This window comes from Acinetobacter sp. YH12255 (assembly GCF_013417355.1).
GTDB lineage: Bacteria > Pseudomonadota > Gammaproteobacteria > Pseudomonadales > Moraxellaceae > Acinetobacter > Acinetobacter pseudolwoffii.
Map to the genome: position 1 here is coordinate 1 of NZ_VPEC01000009.1, position 18,631 is coordinate 18,631.

Below are 18,631 nucleotides of genomic sequence, written 5' to 3' on the forward strand. Positions count from 1 at the left end.
TTGCCATGTCACTGAATACTCGCCCTAGAAAAGCGTTAGATTGGCTTACACCATTAGAGAAATTTGCTCAGCTTGTTGATTATCATAAGGCTTTTGAAACTGTCGCACCTCATGTTTGAATTCGCCAGGTTATTAAGCTATTTAATCTTAACTTTGTTATCTCTTTTTTTCTTTGTCTTTTATTAGGAGCGAAATCATTAAAGCGAAACTTTTCAATTAGGAATAAATTGAACTCAATACTTGTTTCAATATTGTCTAAATTTATAAGTTGGGGAAAGTTTGAATAATCTTCATGTTCAGGTCTTTGTTCTGACAAGATTTTAATATCGTCAGAACCCAATATTTCATACTGACAATCTTTTAAGAATATATTTAGAGAAATAGCCTTTGTTTTCATGAATTTAACATTACTTCTTTAAAGCATATCTCACATTTTAGATGTTTTAATAGCAATGTCAAATCGGAAGTGTTATGTTATATTTGTTAATTAATGTGCAAATTCAATAACTAATATACTTCTCCCATAAGTTCTCTGGCTTTATCATAAGCATCTGTATAAATCGCCCTCATGTTCCAAAGAATATTCTTAAAGGCGATCGAGTAGGACGTAAGCTACTAAAGACCAGAATTCGATTTGTCTACCAAGTCAAAGATGATTAAATTTTATCTTGCTCATTACTATTTGAATCCGAGCTGACAATCTAGTTTACGATGAAGCAAAAGTGGATTAAAGACCAAAAAATGGGAGCTATAAGCCCCCATTTTTAGCTTAGCATTATATGAACACAGCAATTCTAAAGGGTCTAAGTAAAATAGGAATATGCAACTGTTGCATTGAACTTTCTTGTTTTATGGATTTAATTGCTTTTAGTTGAATTTTAGGAGTTAACACTTTTTATACTATTTTGATATGACATTTTACTTAACACTATTGATATGACCTTATCACTTTTTCACCACCCCAACCGGTACGCACAAAGGAGATTTCTTTACTGGACCGGCGGTATAGGCGCGCAATGATGAGACCGAAGGTCACCAGTGCTGCAAAAACAATTCCAGAAATAATTAAAATATTATATAAATCAAAAGTTAACATTGTTATAAAGTCTCAGTTTGGTTCTGGCTGAATAAAATTAGAGTGCAGTGGCTTGAAAGCCATTTTTGGTTTTATGGGTCAGTACGACATTCTGACCTTGATTTAAAATTTGATTGGTTTCTGGTTCGACTAAAACATAATGGGTCTGGCCATGCTGATCCCGGACTTTGGCTTGTGCAGGAGAGTTGACTTTGGCATCACCCAGAATAATGATTGCGGTACGCCCAATAAGCTCGTCACTATAAATGGCAGAAGTTTCATCTTGAGGCATAAGCTTGCTGGCAGCCATGGCAAGCCAGCGCACTATCGGCATACACAGAAACAGACAGGCTGGGGAAATTAGCCATACATTGAAGAGCTGGCTGGTCAGGCGTTCAAATATTCCCTGAATCAATAAGCCACTCAGGCCATAACTGGTCAGAAAAATGATGAGCCAGATAAATAAAGGCAGACGTCCCAGATATAACCAGTCAAATACTTTGGTGAAAAAGCCGGGATGTTGATCTGGATTAATTTCTGGTTGCAGGGGGTCTTCAGGCAAAAACTGTTCTAACATATTCTGCGAGCCGCCACCGAGCAGCAGTAATATGCATTCCAGTGCAGCAAACATCAGCATCAGACTCAGGCTGATACTAAATACGATATTTGACGGATGAGTAAACAGTTCCCACATTTTTTATCTCTATAATTATGTTTTAGGAAAAGTGTAAGGAAGCCTCTGATGCTATAACGATAGCAGTAATTATTAATTTTGTATGCAAAAAAATAACAAAAAACCTTATAAACAAGGATTGAATATATTATGTATTTAATAATTATTGAACTATTAAAGTTAATAGTAAACTATAAGTTTATTTAGGATCTGCTAAAAAATTAATTATTTTCAATATGTTGTGTAAATTTTAAGGTTGTGTGGATTGGTTTTTCTGAGAAATATAGAAATACTGTGCCTTAGTATCTCTATATTTCTTTCTTAAAGACTTAGAGTAAGGCAGTCTGAATCCGGACTTTCATATCCAGAGTCTGTTGCAGAATATAGTTTTTTATCCATGTGATCTGTTCACCCATCGGGTTCACCTTGATCGCAGTATCCAGAAAATGCAGATCCGGCTGACTGAAAAGTTGCTGTCCCAAAGTCTGCTCCAGCATCTGGCTATTGCTGGTTAAAGGCAATGCCACCAGATAGAATGCTTTAGGGTAATTGTAAAATGCATAGAGTAAGTTAAAGGCTTTTTGATCACCTTTAAGATTACCCGCACCGATTTCATAAGCTGCATTCTGGTTGCTATACGTCACACCCAATAAGAATTCCCAATGACCTTCTTGCAAACGCAGACCAAACTGTAATCCGATCTGGTCGGCAGTCAATTCATGTTGCAAATAGATATTTAAAGGCTTGCCGTCTTCACTGAAAGGTTCTTGTAAGACTAAAATGTGTTGTTGATGCTGATAAATGTAACCTGCAAGCTCTGCTTGTTCCAGGCGAGTTTTTAGAGTGGAGAGATCAAAAGCGCTATAAGCCATAAGCAAAATATATCAAAGGGAGAATTTAGCCTACTCTATTAATTTTTCAGCATCTTGGAAACCACTACTTTAGATTATTTATCTATGCTTTTATGGATGAATTTAAAAATTAGTACAGCAAAAATAGTCAGATGTGGTGACGTTCATTATTGATTCATAAAAACTGATATTTGTTATTAGTGAATTTTTATATGAGCTTTTGATATATCAATATCATAAAACAAGCAATGGCTAAGATAAGTAAATCACTATAATGAATATAAATTTTCAAAAGTGTCATAAGTACACGTTTTTCTAAGCTGGTGTTGTCCATGTCGTTAAATGAGGAAAGACTTACTCATCTCAAACAGCTTGAAGCTGAGAGTATTCATATTATCCGTGAAGTAGCAGCTGAATTTGAAAATCCAGTCATGCTTTATTCCATTGGTAAAGATTCAGCAGTCATGCTGCATCTTGCACTGAAAGCATTTTATCCAGCCAAACTTCCATTCCCGCTACTGCATGTAGACACGGGTTGGAAATTTAAAGACATGATTGCTTTCCGTGACAACATGGCAAAAAAACATGGTTTTGATTTGATCGTGCATCAAAACAAAGAAGGAGTCGAGGCAGGCATCAATCCTTTCGATCATGGTAGTTCAAAATATACTGACATCATGAAGACCCAGGGTTTAAAACAAGCCTTAAATAAATACAAGTTTGATGCTGCTTTTGGTGGTGCGCGCCGTGATGAAGAAAAATCTCGTGCCAAAGAACGTGTCTATTCATTCCGTGATGATAAACATCGTTGGGATCCCAAAAACCAACGCCCTGAACTTTGGAACCTTTACAACGGTAAAGTAAATCAAGGTGAAAGTATTCGTGTATTCCCGTTATCAAACTGGACCGAGTTGGATATCTGGCAATACATCTATTTGGAAAGCATTCCACTTGTGCCACTTTACCTGGCTGCAGAACGTCCTGTGGTTGAGCGTAGCGGTACACTTATTATGGTGGATGACGAACGTATGCCTTTAAAAGAAGGTGAAGTTCCACAAATGAAATCGGTACGTTTCCGTACTTTAGGTTGTTATCCATTAACAGGTGCAGTTGAATCAACTGCAGATACCTTGCCGGAAATTATCCAAGAAATGCTCTTGGCAACCAGCTCTGAGCGTCAGGGTCGTATGATTGACCATGATGAAGCAGGCTCGATGGAGAAGAAGAAGCAGGAAGGCTACTTCTAATTTAATCTCCCCCTAAAAATCTCCCCAAACCCCTCTTTGAGAAAGAGGGGCTTAAAAGTGGAGGAAGTCTCCCTTTTATACAGGGAGATTTAGAGGGATTAAAAACCGATTTCTAAAGAATATGTGGAGCTTTGGGCAATGTCTCATCAATCAGAACTGATTAGCCAAGATATTTTGGGCTATTTGAAACAACATGAAAATAAAGACCTGTTGCGTTTCCTGACTTGCGGTAACGTAGATGATGGTAAATCGACTCTAATTGGTCGACTGCTTTACGATTCAAAATTGATTTATGAAGATCAATTGCAAGCCGTCACCCGTGACTCGAAAAAAGTCGGTACCACAGGCGATGCACCTGACTTGGCACTTCTGGTAGATGGTCTGCAGGCAGAACGTGAGCAGGGCATTACCATTGATGTCGCCTATCGTTATTTCTCGACTGAAAAGCGTAAGTTCATCATTGCCGATACTCCGGGACATGAGCAGTACACCCGTAACATGGCAACAGGTGCATCGACCTGCGACCTTGCGATTATCTTGATTGATGCGCGTTATGGTGTGCAAACTCAAACCCGTCGTCATACCTTTATTGCAAGCTTACTTGGTATTAAAAATATTGTTGTTGCGATCAACAAGATGGACCTGGTGGACTTCTCTGAAGCCCGCTTCAATGAAATTCAGGCAGAATATGCAGCATTCGTTGCGCAGTTGGGCGATCGCAAACCATCGAACATCATCTTTACGCCAATTTCTGCATTGAATGGCGATAACGTGGTGAACAAGTCCGCCAATACGCCGTGGTACACCGGTGAAACGTTAATGGGTACGCTTGAGTCGGTAGAAATTAACCGTACTTCGGCAAAAGCAGATTTTCGTTTCCCAGTGCAATATGTCAACCGTCCAAACCTCGATTTCCGTGGTTTCTGCGGCACGATCGCACTTGGTGATATCAACGTTGGCGATACCGTAACGGCTTTACCATCAGGTAAATCATCAACAGTAAAAGAAATCGTTACTTTTGATGGCAACCTTGAACGTGCTGTTGCAGGTCAAGCTGTGACTTTAACGCTCAACGATGAAATTGATATTTCACGTGGTAACGTATTAATTCGTGCCGATCAAGCGGTTCCAAATATTTCTCGTTCAGTTCAAGCGACTGTGGTGTGGATGGCAGATCAAGCGCTGGTGATTGGCAAGCTGTACAACATTAAGATTGGTACACAGACTGTTCCTGCAAAAGTGACAGCGATTCATTACCGTACCAACGTCAACACACTGGAGAAAGTTCAGGTCGAAAATCTTGAGCTGAATGCGATTGCCAATGTGACTGTTGAATTTGATGCGCCCGTGGTCTTTGACCGTTATCAAGACAGCCGTTATACCGGTTCATTTATCTTTATTGATCGTTTAAATAACGTGACGATTGGTGCAGGTATGGTGGAAGAATCAGTTGAATGGTCTGCACATGATGAGCCCGTGACTGCTGAAGTGCGTGCTGCGCGTTTGGGGCAAAAACCTGCTGCGCTGACTGTCTCGGCAAAAGCTTTGGAAAATGCTCAGGCACTTGAAAGTTTATTGATTCAGCAAGGCATCGTGGCAATTGTCAGAGCGGGTCTTGATGTTACACAAGTTGCATTGCTTCGTGAAACAGGTGTGGTGGTGATTACCGATACTGCTGAAGGTACGGACACCACTTTAATTATGGAAGCAGTCGAAGAGCTTGCTGATAAAATTGTAGAATTGGTTCGATTATAAGACTGAGTCGATTTAAAAAACCCGCTGTAAAGCGGGTTTTTTATTTGGATGCTTTTAAGTATGTAAGTAATGTGCAGCCGTGTGAATGTTGAACTTTCACTTAAATTTCTTCTCGATATAATACAAATATTGAGGGGTGTTTATGAAAAAAATATTTATTTTAATCGGGTTGTGTTTGGCTTTTGGGGTGGACGCTAAACAGGCGACCAGTACAGATGCAATTAAGCAAAAAATTATCCAGCAGTCGATTGATCGTTATCCGGGGAATTGTCCATGTCCTTACAATACGGCCAGTAATGGCAGTCGCTGTGGTAAACGTAGTGCATATAATCGGGCGGGTGGGCATGCACCTTTGTGTTATCCGGAAGATGTCAGTGATCGGATGGTCAAAGAGTATAAAAGCCGTGGTTAATTACCAAGTCCGGATTTTACCGAGGGGTAAAAACGAAATTTTCTCTACAGTTTATCTTCAGATATGTATGCTTCAATTATTCAGAAAAATCAGTTAGGGATTGAGATAGAATCGTCTTTATCTCCGTTAGACTTTTTGCGCCAGCAATCCTTTTAATGATTGTGCCATTTTTAAAAATCAGCGTAGAAGGTAGACCATAAACATGATAGCGCAAGGTTAATACTGGAGATTGGTCGATATTTACTTTGCCAAATTTGATTTCGGGCTTGCTTTCAGCATATTGCGCTGCCAGTTCATTAAAGACCGGAAAATTCTGAATACAAGGCTTACACCATTCGGCATAAAAGCGAATGACTGCAAAACCTTCGAACCATTCAAAATTACTATAATTATTTTCGTTATACTCAATGATCTCGCTCATATCCATCTCCTATCAATTTTTTGAATAGTGACTTGATTATACATAAGTCCGACTTGGCTTCATTCCTCAGCTTAACTATGTTCAAATAAAGCCAAGTATCTTGAATATTCAATAAGCAGGGAAATATATGTCACAAGCAAGCATGCAACAGGTCATTATTACAGAACCGGGCGATATCGATAAATTAGCTTATGAAACGGTTGCAATCCCCGAAGCCAAAGCAGATGAAGTTCTGGTGAAAGTCCATGCTTTCGGAATTAACCGTCCAGATATTTTGCAACGTCAAGGTTTGTATCCAATGCCAAAAGGCGTAACACCAGTCCCGGGTCTTGAAGTCGCGGGTGAAGTGATTGCAGTCGGTACTGAGGTAAGCCAGTTTAAAGTTGGTGATAAAGTCTGTGGCCTGACCAATGGTGGCGGTTATGCAGAATATTGTGTCGTACCAGAAAGCCAGACCTTGAATATTCCGGAAGGTGTAAGCTTTACACAGGCGGCAGCCATTCCTGAAACCTTTTTTACCGTGTGGGCCAATGTGTTCCAGATGGGGCAGGCCAAAGCAGGCGAAACCGTGCTGATTCATGGCGGGAGCAGCGGCATTGGCACTACTGCTTTAATGTTATGTAAAGCACTCGGAATCAAAAGCTTTGCGACTGTCGGTACGGATGACAAGGTTGCAGCTATTTCAGAGTTAACTTATGCGATTAACTATAAAACGCAAGACTTTGAGCAAGTGATTAATGAAGCAACTGACAATGGCGGAGTCGATGTCATTCTGGATATGGTGGGTGGGCCATATTTAGAGCGGAACCTGAATTTGCTGCGTCGTGATGGACGTCTGGTGTATATCGCCTTTTTGGGCGGTCGTAAAGCCAAAGAGGTTAATTTAGGTCCTATCATGATGAAACGTCTGACCATTACGGGTTCGACCATGCGTGCACGTACTAGGGCTGAAAAAGCTGAAATTGCACAAGGTCTCAAAGAACAAGTGGCACCGTTATGGGCGAAAGGTGAATGTCTGCCTATGATTTATAAAACTTTCAAGTTTGATCAAATCCAAGATGCACATGCCGCAATGGATACGGGAGAACATGTGGGTAAAGTTGTGGTTGAAATTATTTAATACGAGATAAATGATTTAAAAAAGCCAGTAATTTTACTGGCTTTTTTAATTTTGAGTAAAATCTTATTACAAATAAATATATAAAATTTTGAATAAAAATTAAAAAATGTTAACTGTTCGACACAACCTGTCAAGAATGCCACGTAAATTGCATCTATCGATAATTCCGACTAATTGGTTCAACATTCACATGAATGTGAGAGGGAAAATAAGATGAAAATTATTCCAATAGTATATAGTTCAAAACATAGTTTAAAAGCATTGCATCGTATTCATAAAATGATTATTCGCGGAAGCATGAGTTGGGCAGAGTTACATAAAATGTATCGAGCGATGCTGCATCTGGAACGTTATATGGAAAGATTAACGCTCCAGAATCGTCCTTTAAGCAAGAAAGCATCCAGAAAATCCAAATAAGGTCTTGTATTTTTGGGATGAATAAAGGGTCAAGATCTGAGGTAAAAGAATATCTTAGACTTTATCCTAATATGATTCACTTATTGGTATTTAGTATAATCATTAAGTATCTAGCGATAAATAAGTACATGTGAATGTATTAAGTGGGGATTTATGAAGCGCCCAGCTTCAATACATGAGCGTCTTGCAGAGCGTTTAGCCAGAATTTTGACCAAATTAAATGTCGGATATCAACTCCGGGCTGCAGAGCTAGCTGCAGAATTTCAGGTCAGTAGCCGCACCATTGAACGTGATTTTGACCGATTAAACTCTTATCTGCCTTTACGCCAAGATCAACAGAAACGATATTATCTGGATCCCTCTTATTTGGGGCGGTTCAAGTTGCAGGATATTCAGACCTTTGCCCAGCTTTCCGGGATCAGTGAGCTGTATCCCGCACTAGATATGTCCTTTTTACGTGAATTGCTGGATGATCGCGCCAATCTGGTTTTTTCTGCCAAAGGCTATCATTTTGAAGATGCCAAACAGTTTGCCGAGCATTTCAAGCTGCTGGCAGGTGCAATCTATAAACGTCAGCAGATTGAATTACTTTATGCCGATCAATTGCGGATCATTCAGCCTTATCGTTTGATTCACCATCATGGCATCTGGTATCTGGCGGGGGTAGATCACGACAAGCTGCGCACCTATCGCTTGAGCCAGTTGCAACAGCTCAACCTGGTTTCTGAGGAGGAGAGCTTTGAGCATGATCCTGAAGTGCTGAAAATGTTGGCAGATGAAGACAGCATCTGGTTTGGGCGGCAAAAACAGCAGGTTTTAATCAAGGTGCAACCTGAAGTTGCGGTATTTTTTAAAGAACGCCATTTATTTCCAGAACAGCAGATCGAGCAGGAAACCGAGGCTGGAGAGTTGTTCATCAGTTGCCAGATCCGTCACGAAATGCAGTTATTGCCTTTGGTGCGTTACTGGTTGCCTTATGTGAAAATTATTGAGCCGATTCATTTTCAGCAGAAACTGGAACAGGATTTGCAGGGATATTTGCGCACTGCTGGATGATATTGAGAAAGTAGAGCAGGGTAGCTTAATTAATGATCATGCTTTAAATGGAAATTTAATTTACTTATTTTTTTGATTTACTAAATTACAGGCATAAAAAAACCAGCTTTCGCTGGGTTCTTTATTTGCACCATCTTTCTATAGTAGAAGAATGGTGCCCGAGGCCAGACTCGAACTGGCACGCTTTGTGGGCGGGGGATTTTAAATCCCCTGTGTCTACCGATTTCACCACTCGGGCTTTAACAAGATGGAGGCGGAGGTCGGAATCGAACCGGCGTCCACGGAGTTGCAGTCCGCTGCATGACCACTCTGCCACCCCGCCGCGTCTTGTTGATGCGTATATTATCAAGCTCAGAAAAAAAAACAATAGTGTATTCATCTGTATGCGCATAAAAACATCATCTGGCGGAAAATATTTAAATTATTCATGTAGAATGTGCAAAATTGATTCATATCAACACTTGGGAGAAGTGCCGTGGCATTAGTTCTAGACGGTCGTGCATTGGCGAAGCAAATTGAAGCTGACTTGTTTACTCGCGTAGAAGCGCTGAAAGCAAAATCAGGTCGTACTCCAATTCTTGCGACGATTTTGGTAGGTGACGATGGCGCATCTGCAACTTATGTTCGCATGAAAGGTAATGCCTGCCGCCGTGTTGGTATGGATTCACTCAAAGTGGAACTTCCTAAAGAAACCACCACTGAAGAATTATTGGCTGAAATTGAAAAGTTAAATGCCAATCCAGATGTGCACGGGATTCTGCTTCAACACCCGGTTCCGGCTCAAATTGATGAACGTGCCTGTTTTGATGCAATTTCGCTTGAAAAAGACGTAGATGGTGTGACTTGTCTGGGCTACGGTCGTATGGCAATGGGCGAAGCAGCCTATGGTTCAGCGACGCCTGCTGGGATTATGACCATTTTGAAAGAAAACAACATCGAAATCGCTGGTAAACATGCGGTGGTTGTAGGTCGTTCTGCAATTTTGGGTAAACCAATGGCTGCGATGCTGCTAGAAGCGAATGCAACCGTAACCATTTGCCATTCACGTACTCAAGATCTTGCAAGCTTTGTTAAGCAAGCTGACATTATTGTCGGTGCAGTAGGTAAAGCTGAACTGATTCAAAAAGACTGGATCAAATCAGGCGCGGTGGTTGTTGATGCTGGTTTCCATCCACGTGATGGCGGTGGTGTAGGTGATATTCAATTGGTTGGCATCGAAGAAATTGCTTCTGCTTACACACCAGTTCCGGGCGGCGTAGGTCCAATGACCATCACCACTTTGATTCGTCAAACTGTTGAAGCTGCTGAGAAGGCTTTGGGTTAATTCCTACAGTGTTCCTTCTCCCTCAGGGAGAAGGCTAGGATGAGGGAGATTTTTTATAAATAATCCTCTCCCTAGCCCTCTCCTTTAATAAAGGAGAGGGAACTTTCTTTATTAATTCGGGTTTCGTGTTTGAAACTAAAATTCTGAATATTCAAAAATAAAAACCAATGAGCTGTACTTTCCAATTCCCTAAAGCCCCTGAGCATCTACTAAAAGCCTTGCATAATGTGATTCCATACTGTGAGCTGCATGCACAGCAATTGCCGGATACACCCATTTCCCTGTGGCTGATTCCGCCAGTATTTCCAACAGATAAACTGGATGATGAAGTGATTCGTCGCATCTGGAATGATACACCATACTGGATCTTTTGTTGGGCGTCTGGCTTGTCTATGGCGCAGTGGCTGCTGGCTGAACCACAGCATGTCAAAGACAAGGTGGTACTGGATTTTGGTGCGGGTTCGGGTGTAGTGGCGATCGCAGCGAAAATGGCAGGCGCAAAACGGGTGATTTGCTGTGATATCGACCAGATCAGTCTGGATGCATGTCGTGCCAATGCAGAGCTGAATAGTGTCGAGCTTGAATATTTGGATGATCTGTATAAGGCAGAGCAGCTAGATATTCTGTTAGCCGCAGATGTGCTCTATGATCAATGCAACCGTTTCTTCCTGGATGAATTTTTAAAATTCGCACCTGAAGTATGGGTAGCAGACAGTCGAGTCAAAAATTTTAGTCATCCAAAGTATATAAAGCTGGATGAACGTAGCGCGACGACCTGGCCAGACCTGGATGAATCACCAGAATTTCGTAATGTCAGTTTTTATAAAACACTTTGAATTTGAAAAATAAAAAGGGCAATAAGCCCTTTTTATTGTGTTGCTTTGAATATATCGGATATTAAGAACAAGTATAACGAATGACACGCATCGTGGTTGGGCGGGCGTCTAAGGCTTCGCGTGCACCGAGATTCTCGCTATTATATAGATCTGGGGTATTGCTTAAGCTGATTTGCGTGCGGCTATTACCTAATTGGCGGCCATATTGTTCCTGCTCCGCAAGTGGATTAGAAATTTCATTAGTGCTTAAAATCTGAATATTATAGGTTTTTGAACCGCCCAAAGTCTGTTGACAGGCTGCCTGCAATTTTCTTTCATCCTGATTAGGCCGTCCTGAAAGCGTATAGCTCAAGGTTGCTGTATTGCCTGAACGTTCCAGAATTTCATAGCCACTTTTTCCGTTGAACTGATGTGGTGCAGTCTGACACGCACTCAACATGAAGCTGCTTGCAGCCAGAGCTAAAATGACTGTTGTTCTTTTCATATTTATATTTCCTAAAGTCTTGCGCTAATTATGCCATAGTTTGCTTCAACTGCTGCTCTGGTCAATTGTGATCAATTGTTTATCCATTTAATAAAAAAGGCCGCTTACGCGACCTCTTTTAATTTTAAATCAGCAATTATGCAGATTTTTTAACAGCTTCAATCAGTTCAGCTTGACGTTTTTTCAACGCTTCTGGCAGACGGTCACCAAGTTTATTGAACAATTCAGTGTGGCTTTCAAGTTCTTTGATCCATTGATCTTTGTCTTGAGAAGTTACAAGGTCAAATTGTTCTTTAGTGAAGTCAGAACCAGTCCAGTTCAACTGTTCATAAGTTGGTACACGGCCAATTGGAGTTTCAACAGCATCAGCACGACCTTCACAACGGTCAATGATCCACTCAAGAACACGCATGTTTTGACCGAAACCAGGCCATACGAAATTGCCTTCAGCATCACGACGGAACCAGTTCACGTTGTAGATACCAGGAAGCTTGTTGCCAGCAGCCGCAGCTTTTGCACCAACTTTTTCGCCCATTTCTAACCAATGAGAGAAGTAGTCAGCCATGTTGTAACCAGCAAATGGGAGCATCGCAAATGGGTCGCGACGTACAACACCTTGTTGTCCAACAGCAGCAGCAGTTGTTTCAGAGCCCATAGTTGCAGCTTTATAAACGCCATCAACCCAGTCGAATGCTTCTGAAATTAGAGGCACTGTGTCTGCACGACGACCGCCGAAAATGAACGCAGAAATTGGAACACCTGCTGGATTTTCCCAGTCAGCGTCGATAGAAGGGCATTGACCAGCACCAACAGTGAAGCGAGCATTTGGATGCGCAGCTTTTTCTTCGCCAGTGTGTGGTTGACCTTTCCAGTTAGTTAGATTAGCAGGTGCTTCTTTAGTCAGACCTTCCCACCAAACTTCACCGTTGTCAGTCACAGCAACGTTGGTATAGATCACGTCTTTGTGAAGCGTTGCCATACAGTTCGGGTTGGTCTTGGTATTTGTACCAGGCGCTACACCGAAGAAACCAGCTTCAGGGTTGATTGCATATAGACGACCATCTTCACCTGGTTTGATCCAAGCAATATCATCACCTACAGTTTCAATTTTCCAACCTTCGTAACCCGCTGGTGGAATCAGCATTGCGAAGTTTGTTTTACCACAAGCAGATGGGAATGCAGCTGCGATGTAGTGTTTTTCGCCTTGTGGGTTAGTCACGCCAAGGATCAGCATGTGTTCAGCTAACCAGCCTTGTTGACGACCCATATAAGATGCAATACGTAATGCTAGGCATTTTTTACCAAGCAATGCATTACCGCCGTAACCAGAACCGTAAGACCAGATTTCACGAGTTTCTGGGTAATGCACGATGTATTTTTCAGGGTTGCAAGGCCATGCAACGTCCTTTTGACCTTCTTCTAATGGAGCGCCCACAGTGTGTACACATGGAACGAATTCGCCATCAGTACCTAGAACGTCATAAACCGCTTTACCCATACGTGCCATTTTAGACATGCTTACAGCAACGTAAGGAGAATCTGTTAATTCGATACCGATGTGTGCAATATGAGAACCTAAAGGACCCATAGAGAAAGGCACAACGTACAAAGTACGACCTTTCATAGAACCATCAAACAAACCGTTGAGGCGAGCGCGCATTTCAGCAGGTGCTTCCCAGTTGTTGGTTGCGCCAGCGTCTTCTTTGTTTTCAGAGCAAATGTAAGTACGACCTTCAACACGAGCAACGTCAGAAGGATCAGAATTCGCAAGATAAGAACCAGGATGAGTTTCTTGATTCAGTGCTTGCATTGTGCCGTTAGCGATCATCAAGTCGATATAACGTTGATATTCTTCTGCGCTACCGTCACACCATTCAATTTTTGCTGGTTTTGTTAATTTAGCAATCTCTTCCACCCAAGCAATAAGCTTAGGGTGACGAACGAATTCTGGTGCGTTCACTTGGGTCATGGTGAGGCCTATCTCAAATGTGTACAAAAAGGATGTACAAAGTACAATCCGAGCAATAAAAATGTTGCCCGGATGATATATGAAAAAAAGTGGCTGTATTAAAGCATAAAATGATAAAAAAAATAAGACCAAAGAAGCACTAGATTTCTTTTGGCATATAATGCTATTTTATTTGTAAATATAATGAAAACAATAAGATAAAACTAAATATTTGAATTACCTTGGTTATTTATTTTAATTATGGTTGGTATTTATTTTAAAAATTATTAATAAAATCAATTTATTAATTTTATAGCACGTCTCATATTCGTTATTGATTAAATAAATGGTTGCCATTTGAATTTTACATAAAGCTACTGTTAATTGTCTATGAATTGGACAAAATGCCAATAGGCTTCATAAAGTTGTGCGAAAAATGTCTAATCAATCTAAACCCTTATCGCTTATTTATAATCATAATGCTGGTTTTCGCATACAAGGGCCAGAAGGGATCTATGAACAATTGACTGAAATATTTTCAGCGCAAGGTTATCAGACTAAAGCTTATGAAATCAATGATTCACAGCAATTTGATCACGTTATGGCGGAGGTGTTGACACGACATTTAGCGTCGGATGAAGCAGGCATCGTGGTGGCAGCAGGTGGGGATGGTACTTTAAATACAGTCGCCAAACATTTATTGAATACGCAAATTTCTGTTGGAATTTTACCCTTGGGTACCTTTAATTATGTAGCCAGATTATTAGATATTCCCTTGGATTTAATTGAAGCCGCTAAAGTGATTGCCACGGGACAATCTAAACGTATCAATGTAGCCCAAATTAATCAGGATATTTATCTGAATAATGCCAGTTTGGGTCTGTATCCCTTATTTATCAAAAAACGTGAAGATTATAACCGGCGGTTTGGTCGATTGCCGTTACATGCCTATACTTCCGCACTGGATGTGCTGATTCGCGACCGTAAGGAACTGAAACTGGAAATCTGGGTAGATCACAAGAAATATCCGCTAAAAACACCGCTGATCTTTTTTGGCAACAATCCCTTGCAACTGGCAGATATGAAAATGCAGATTGCCAAAGCAGCAGAGCAGGGTAAAGTCGCAGGAGTGGTGGTTTCTAAAAGTGATAAGCTAACTTTATTTAAGCTTGTGTATCAGTTGGTTCGTGGCAAGATTGATCAGGCTTCGGATGTTTACAGTTTTGCTGCCGATCAAGTCCGTATCGAATCTAGATCCAAGAAATTGATGGTGGCGATTGATGGCGAAATCGTAGAAATGGCACCGCCCCTCAATATTTCTGTTTTAAAAAACAGCCTGAGTGTAAGGGTGTCGCATGATCCTGCATCTGTCTGATCTGCATTTTGGGACAGAAAAACCCGAGTGTTTAGAGGCAATTCGACAGTTCTGTCAGACTCATCCTCTGGAAGCGGTCGTCGTCAGTGGTGATCTGACCCAACGCGCACGTTTAAGCCAGTTTTTGGCCTGTAAACGGTTTTTAGATCAGCTTGAGACACCTTATCTGGTAATTCCGGGTAATCATGATATTCCGCTCTATCATTTATGGAATCGGCTGTTCAATCCATTTACCCGTTATCAGCTTTTTTTTGGTGAACTTGAACCCACACTTGAAACAGACAACTTTTATCTGGTGGGGGTGAACTCAATCCGGCGCCGCTATCACACCAAAGGGCATTTATCGCTTGAGCAGATTCAGCGTATTGATCGGAAATTAGGCCAAGCGCCTTCTTCCAAATTAAAAATTATTGTCAGCCATCAACCGTTCTATGTGCCTTTTCAAAATAAGCGCGGTTTTAAGGATAGTCCATTGATGGCCAAAATTGCTTTAGAAGCTTGGGCAGCACATGGCCTGTTTGCAGTCTTGCATGGACATCTGCATCAACCTGCGGTTTATGATTTGAACCTGATCTTTGAGTTAGGGGCAGATCATCCTGTTTATGATGTACATGCAGGTACTTCAGCCTCGCATCGGCTACATAAAAAAGAGCCAAATAGTTTTAATCTGATTGATGCATCAGGAAAAATTTCCCAGTATTTATTCGATGACGTGACCCAGTCCTTTCTGTTAAAGCCTGATATGTTGAATAAATAGACGAAAAATCAGTATTCGTTAAAAAAAAGCAATTTTTTTTCATTTTTGCCCTTGAAGCGTTTTATTCCATCTCCATAAAAGTGACATCAAAAATTTTTGATGATGACCCATGGAATAATTAAGTCGTCATCAGTGACCTAAAAAGACTTAGTCTGATGGAGTTAAATATGAGCAACATTCGTCCATTACATGACCGCGTTGTTATTCGTCGTGTTGAAGAAGAAACTAAAACAGCTGGCGGTATTTTACTTCCTGGTTCTGCTGCAGAAAAACCAGCTCAAGGTGAAATCATTGCTGTAGGTAATGGTCAAATCACTGACAATGGTGTACGTGCACTAGATGTAAAAGTTGGCGATAAAGTATTGTTCGGTACGTATGCGGGTACAACTGTGAAAGTTGACGGCGAAGAACTTCTTATTATGAAAGAATCTGATATTTTAGCGGTATTTGCTTAATTTCCGTTTAAAGTCGTCTTATGTTCATCAGAATTTAAAAGATATTAAAAGTATTTGGAGTCAAAAATGTCAGCTAAAGACGTAAAATTTGGTGATTCAGCGCGCAGCAAAATGATTGCTGGTGTGAACATCCTTGCAGATGCAGTGAAAGTAACACTAGGTCCTAAAGGCCGTAACGTTGTGATCGACCGTTCTTTCGGTGCGCCGCACATCACCAAAGATGGTGTAACGGTTGCCAAAGAAATCACCCTAAAAGATAAATTCGAAAATATGGGTGCTCAGCTGGTTCGTGAAGTGTCTTCTAAAACCAATGACATCGCAGGTGATGGTACAACCACTGCAACTGTATTGGCTCAAGCAATTTTGAACGAAGGCATCAAGTCAGTGACAGCGGGTATGAACCCAATGGACCTGAAACGCGGTATTGATATTGCAGTTAAATCTTTGGTTGCTGAAATTAAAGCAACTGCTCAACCTGCGTCTGATTCTAAAGCGATTGAACAAGTCGGTTCGATCTCTGCAAACTCTGACACCACTGTAGGTAAACTGATTGCGCAAGCAATGGAAAAAGTGGGCAAAGAAGGCGTCATCACTGTAGAAGAAGGTTCAGGCTTTGAAGATTCTCTAGATGTGGTAGAGGGTATGCAGTTTGACCGCGGTTACATCTCGCCATACTTCGCAAACAAGCAAGACACACTAACTGCGGAGCTTGAAAATCCGTTCATTCTTCTGGTTGACAAAAAAATCAGCAACATTCGTGAGTTGATCACAGTGCTTGAAGCAGTTGCGAAAACAGGTAAACCGCTTTTGATCATCGCTGAAGATGTTGAAGGCGAAGCGTTGGCAACTTTGGTTGTCAACAACATGCGCGGCATCATCAAAGTATGTGCAGTAAAAGCGCCTGGTTTTGGTGATCGTCGTAAAGCGATGCTGCAAGACATCGCGATCTTGACTGGCGGTACGGTGATTTCTGAAGAAATTGGCATGCAGCTAGATCAAACTGCACTTGAACATTTAGGTACTGCACATAAAGTGACTGTATCTAAAGAAAACACAGTGATTGTGGATGGTGCGGGTAATGCAGGTCAAATCTCTGAACGTGTTCAGCAAATCCGTGCGCAAATTGAAGAATCTACGTCTGAATATGACAAAGAAAAACTTCAAGAACGTGTTGCTAAATTGGCAGGCGGTGTTGCAGTGATCAAAATCGGTGCTGCGACTGAAGTTGAAATGAAAGAGAAGAAAGACCGTGTAGACGATGCCCTTCATGCAACGCGTGCTGCGGTTGAAGAAGGTGTGGTTGCAGGTGGTGGTGTTGCACTGGTACGTGCAGCGAAAGTATTGGATAACGTAACTGGCGCGAATGATGACCAAAATGTAGGTATCAACATTCTACGTCGTGCGATTGAAGCGCCGCTTCGTCAAATCGTATCGAATGCGGGTGATGAGCCTTCAGTGGTGATCAATGCTGTGAAAAATGGCGAAGGCAACTTCGGTTATAACGCGGCAACAGGTGTTTATGGCGATATGCTCGAAATGGGTATTCTTGACCCAGCAAAAGTAACGCGTTCTGCACTTGAGCATGCTGCTTCTGTTGCTGCATTAATGTTGACAACTGAATGTATGATTACGGATATTCCAGAAGACAAGCCTGCAATGCCTGATATGGGCGGCATGGGTGGTATGGGCGGCATGATGTAATTCATGTTGATCATCCGATCTTAAAAAAATCCCCGCAATAGCGGGGATTTTTTTATTCTTTACAAAATTATGATGAAGACTTTTTAACTAATTTATAATTTAAATTACTCTCAATTTTTTTACCTGATTCAACATCACGTGCTTCGATAAAATTTTCGCCAACAAAGAATTTACGGTTTTCAGCTTTGTTATCTAATGTGATGAGTGACGGATCCTGAGGATCAAAACTAAAACTGCCTTTGAGTTCAAATTCATTATTATTAGCTTTCCCTAAATATTCTTCACTCAGTTCATAAGTCTTATCTGAATTAAGCTGTAACTCGACTTTAATGCCTTCACAGTCGGCACAAGGAAATACACCTTCATATTCACCTGCCCAATCTAATGAGGTCTCTGCGCTATCAGCCCGAGTCAGATTGGTACCGGGGTTATTTTGCTCCGTCATCGCTGGGCTGGATGGTGCATTATGATTCATTGGCTCATTGTCATTCTGTTTTGAACATGCTGTCAACGTTGATGAAATAGCGACTGCCATCGCAGCGGTGAATATAAATTTCTTCATTGTTTTGATCCTATGGATTTATTTGTTAGCTAATTACATTAAAAGTAGTCAGTACAGATAAATAGGGCAATCTTGTTAAAGTTTGATTCATTAGGTGAATCAGGCCAGAGTTATTGATAAGTGAGCAGGACTTAAGAATTTTTAGTCAAGTTTAAAGTCACT

General features: G+C 41.1%; 19 protein-coding genes, 2 tRNA genes and 2 pseudogenes. 13 read left to right on the top strand and 10 right to left on the bottom strand.

Annotated features, from left to right (window positions below; translation table 11 throughout):
- Positions 1 to 119, top strand: a pseudogene (locus tag FTV30_RS05410) (IS30 family transposase); the annotation flags it as partial.
- On the opposite strand, the gene FTV30_RS05415 reads toward FTV30_RS05410, so the two are convergent.
- From FTV30_RS05415 to FTV30_RS05430, 4 genes and pseudogenes are all read right to left on the bottom strand, one after another.
- Entirely contained in the window at positions 110 to 397 is a 288-nt protein-coding gene (locus FTV30_RS05415) for a hypothetical protein (protein ID WP_257228904.1), read from the bottom strand. The pseudogene FTV30_RS05410 and the gene FTV30_RS05415 overlap by 10 nt on opposite strands.
- A gap of 546 nt (positions 398 to 943) precedes the next feature.
- Positions 944 to 1,096 (bottom strand): annotated as a pseudogene (locus FTV30_RS05420) (band 7 protein); the annotation flags it as partial.
- A gap of 37 nt (positions 1,097 to 1,133) precedes the next feature.
- Positions 1,134 to 1,769: a YqiJ family protein gene (locus FTV30_RS05425; protein WP_005096292.1), complete on the bottom strand. Its 636-nt coding sequence runs from the start codon at positions 1,767 to 1,769 to the stop codon at positions 1,134 to 1,136.
- Positions 1,770 to 2,077: 308 nt separating this feature from the next.
- Positions 2,078 to 2,620, bottom strand: coding sequence for a hypothetical protein (locus tag FTV30_RS05430; protein ID WP_005096293.1), 543 nt, complete (start codon positions 2,618 to 2,620; stop codon positions 2,078 to 2,080).
- A 311-nt stretch (positions 2,621 to 2,931) separates the two neighbouring features.
- On the opposite strand from FTV30_RS05430, the gene cysD reads away from it, so the two are divergent.
- The 3 genes from cysD to FTV30_RS05445 all read left to right on the top strand — a co-directional run bounded on the left by cysD (position 2,932) and on the right by FTV30_RS05445 (position 6,013).
- Entirely contained in the window at positions 2,932 to 3,846 is a 915-nt protein-coding gene (cysD, locus tag FTV30_RS05435) for a sulfate adenylyltransferase subunit CysD (RefSeq protein WP_005096294.1), read from the top strand.
- Between the two features lie 138 nt (positions 3,847 to 3,984).
- On the top strand, positions 3,985 to 5,601 hold the full coding sequence (gene cysN, locus FTV30_RS05440) for a sulfate adenylyltransferase subunit CysN (RefSeq protein WP_180001156.1): 1,617 nt from the start codon (positions 3,985 to 3,987) through the stop codon (positions 5,599 to 5,601).
- Between the two features lie 142 nt (positions 5,602 to 5,743).
- Positions 5,744 to 6,013: a hypothetical protein gene (locus FTV30_RS05445; RefSeq protein ID WP_005171942.1), complete on the top strand. Its 270-nt coding sequence runs from the start codon at positions 5,744 to 5,746 to the stop codon at positions 6,011 to 6,013.
- 76 nt (positions 6,014 to 6,089) lie between these two features.
- Here FTV30_RS05445 and FTV30_RS05450 read toward each other — a convergent pair whose 3' ends face one another.
- Complete coding sequence (locus tag FTV30_RS05450; RefSeq protein ID WP_005171940.1) at positions 6,090 to 6,434, bottom strand: co-chaperone YbbN; 345 nt, start codon at positions 6,432 to 6,434, stop codon at positions 6,090 to 6,092.
- Positions 6,435 to 6,561: 127 nt separating this feature from the next.
- Here FTV30_RS05450 and FTV30_RS05455 point away from each other — a divergent pair, with 127 nt between their 5' ends.
- The 3 genes from FTV30_RS05455 (at position 6,562) to FTV30_RS05465 (ending at position 9,027) form a co-directional block, all read left to right on the top strand.
- On the top strand, positions 6,562 to 7,554 hold the full coding sequence (locus FTV30_RS05455; RefSeq protein ID WP_180001157.1) for an NAD(P)H-quinone oxidoreductase: 993 nt from the start codon (positions 6,562 to 6,564) through the stop codon (positions 7,552 to 7,554).
- A 213-nt stretch (positions 7,555 to 7,767) separates the two neighbouring features.
- A complete protein-coding gene (locus FTV30_RS05460) occupies positions 7,768 to 7,971 on the top strand; it encodes a hypothetical protein (RefSeq protein ID WP_159516433.1) in 204 nt (67 codons plus the stop codon).
- 153 nt (positions 7,972 to 8,124) lie between these two features.
- Entirely contained in the window at positions 8,125 to 9,027 is a 903-nt protein-coding gene (locus tag FTV30_RS05465; RefSeq protein WP_180001158.1) for a YafY family protein, read from the top strand.
- 152 nt (positions 9,028 to 9,179) lie between these two features.
- Here FTV30_RS05465 and FTV30_RS05470 read toward each other — a convergent pair.
- Both FTV30_RS05470 and FTV30_RS05475 read right to left on the bottom strand, forming a co-directional pair.
- Positions 9,180 to 9,265: transfer RNA gene (locus tag FTV30_RS05470), tRNA-Leu, on the bottom strand.
- A gap of 10 nt (positions 9,266 to 9,275) precedes the next feature.
- Positions 9,276 to 9,349: transfer RNA gene (locus tag FTV30_RS05475), tRNA-Cys, on the bottom strand.
- A gap of 153 nt (positions 9,350 to 9,502) precedes the next feature.
- Between FTV30_RS05475 and folD the strand changes: the two genes are divergently transcribed.
- Together folD and FTV30_RS05485 are read left to right on the top strand one after the other, a co-directional pair.
- Positions 9,503 to 10,351, top strand: a complete 849-nt coding sequence (folD, locus tag FTV30_RS05480; protein ID WP_074383079.1) for a bifunctional methylenetetrahydrofolate dehydrogenase/methenyltetrahydrofolate cyclohydrolase FolD — start codon at positions 9,503 to 9,505, stop codon at positions 10,349 to 10,351.
- 167 nt (positions 10,352 to 10,518) lie between these two features.
- Positions 10,519 to 11,187, top strand: a complete 669-nt coding sequence (locus FTV30_RS05485; RefSeq protein ID WP_180001159.1) for a methyltransferase — start codon at positions 10,519 to 10,521, stop codon at positions 11,185 to 11,187.
- A 61-nt stretch (positions 11,188 to 11,248) separates the two neighbouring features.
- On the opposite strand, the gene FTV30_RS05490 is transcribed toward FTV30_RS05485, so the two are convergent.
- Both FTV30_RS05490 and FTV30_RS05495 read right to left on the bottom strand, forming a co-directional pair.
- Entirely contained in the window at positions 11,249 to 11,671 is a 423-nt protein-coding gene (locus tag FTV30_RS05490; protein WP_159138049.1) for a hypothetical protein, read from the bottom strand.
- 136 nt (positions 11,672 to 11,807) lie between these two features.
- A complete protein-coding gene (locus FTV30_RS05495) occupies positions 11,808 to 13,640 on the bottom strand; it encodes a phosphoenolpyruvate carboxykinase (GTP) (protein WP_180001160.1) in 1,833 nt (610 codons plus the stop codon).
- A 415-nt stretch (positions 13,641 to 14,055) separates the two neighbouring features.
- Between FTV30_RS05495 and FTV30_RS05500 the strand changes: the two genes are divergently transcribed.
- The 4 genes from FTV30_RS05500 (at position 14,056) to groL (ending at position 17,907) form a co-directional block, all read left to right on the top strand.
- Complete coding sequence (locus FTV30_RS05500; RefSeq protein WP_180001161.1) at positions 14,056 to 14,994, top strand: diacylglycerol kinase family protein; 939 nt, start codon at positions 14,056 to 14,058, stop codon at positions 14,992 to 14,994.
- Positions 14,975 to 15,751, top strand: coding sequence for a metallophosphoesterase (locus FTV30_RS05505; RefSeq protein WP_005096310.1), 777 nt, complete (start codon positions 14,975 to 14,977; stop codon positions 15,749 to 15,751). Before FTV30_RS05500 ends, FTV30_RS05505 begins: the two co-directional genes overlap by 20 nt.
- Before the next feature lie 167 nt (positions 15,752 to 15,918).
- Positions 15,919 to 16,206, top strand: coding sequence for a co-chaperone GroES (gene groES, locus FTV30_RS05510; RefSeq protein WP_005096311.1), 288 nt, complete (start codon positions 15,919 to 15,921; stop codon positions 16,204 to 16,206).
- A gap of 66 nt (positions 16,207 to 16,272) precedes the next feature.
- Complete coding sequence (gene groL / locus FTV30_RS05515) at positions 16,273 to 17,907, top strand: chaperonin GroEL (RefSeq protein WP_005096312.1); 1,635 nt, start codon at positions 16,273 to 16,275, stop codon at positions 17,905 to 17,907.
- Between the two features lie 67 nt (positions 17,908 to 17,974).
- Here groL and FTV30_RS05520 read toward each other — a convergent pair whose 3' ends face one another.
- Complete coding sequence (locus FTV30_RS05520) at positions 17,975 to 18,469, bottom strand: copper resistance protein NlpE (protein WP_005096313.1); 495 nt, start codon at positions 18,467 to 18,469, stop codon at positions 17,975 to 17,977.
- Positions 18,470 to 18,631 lie beyond the last annotated feature (162 nt).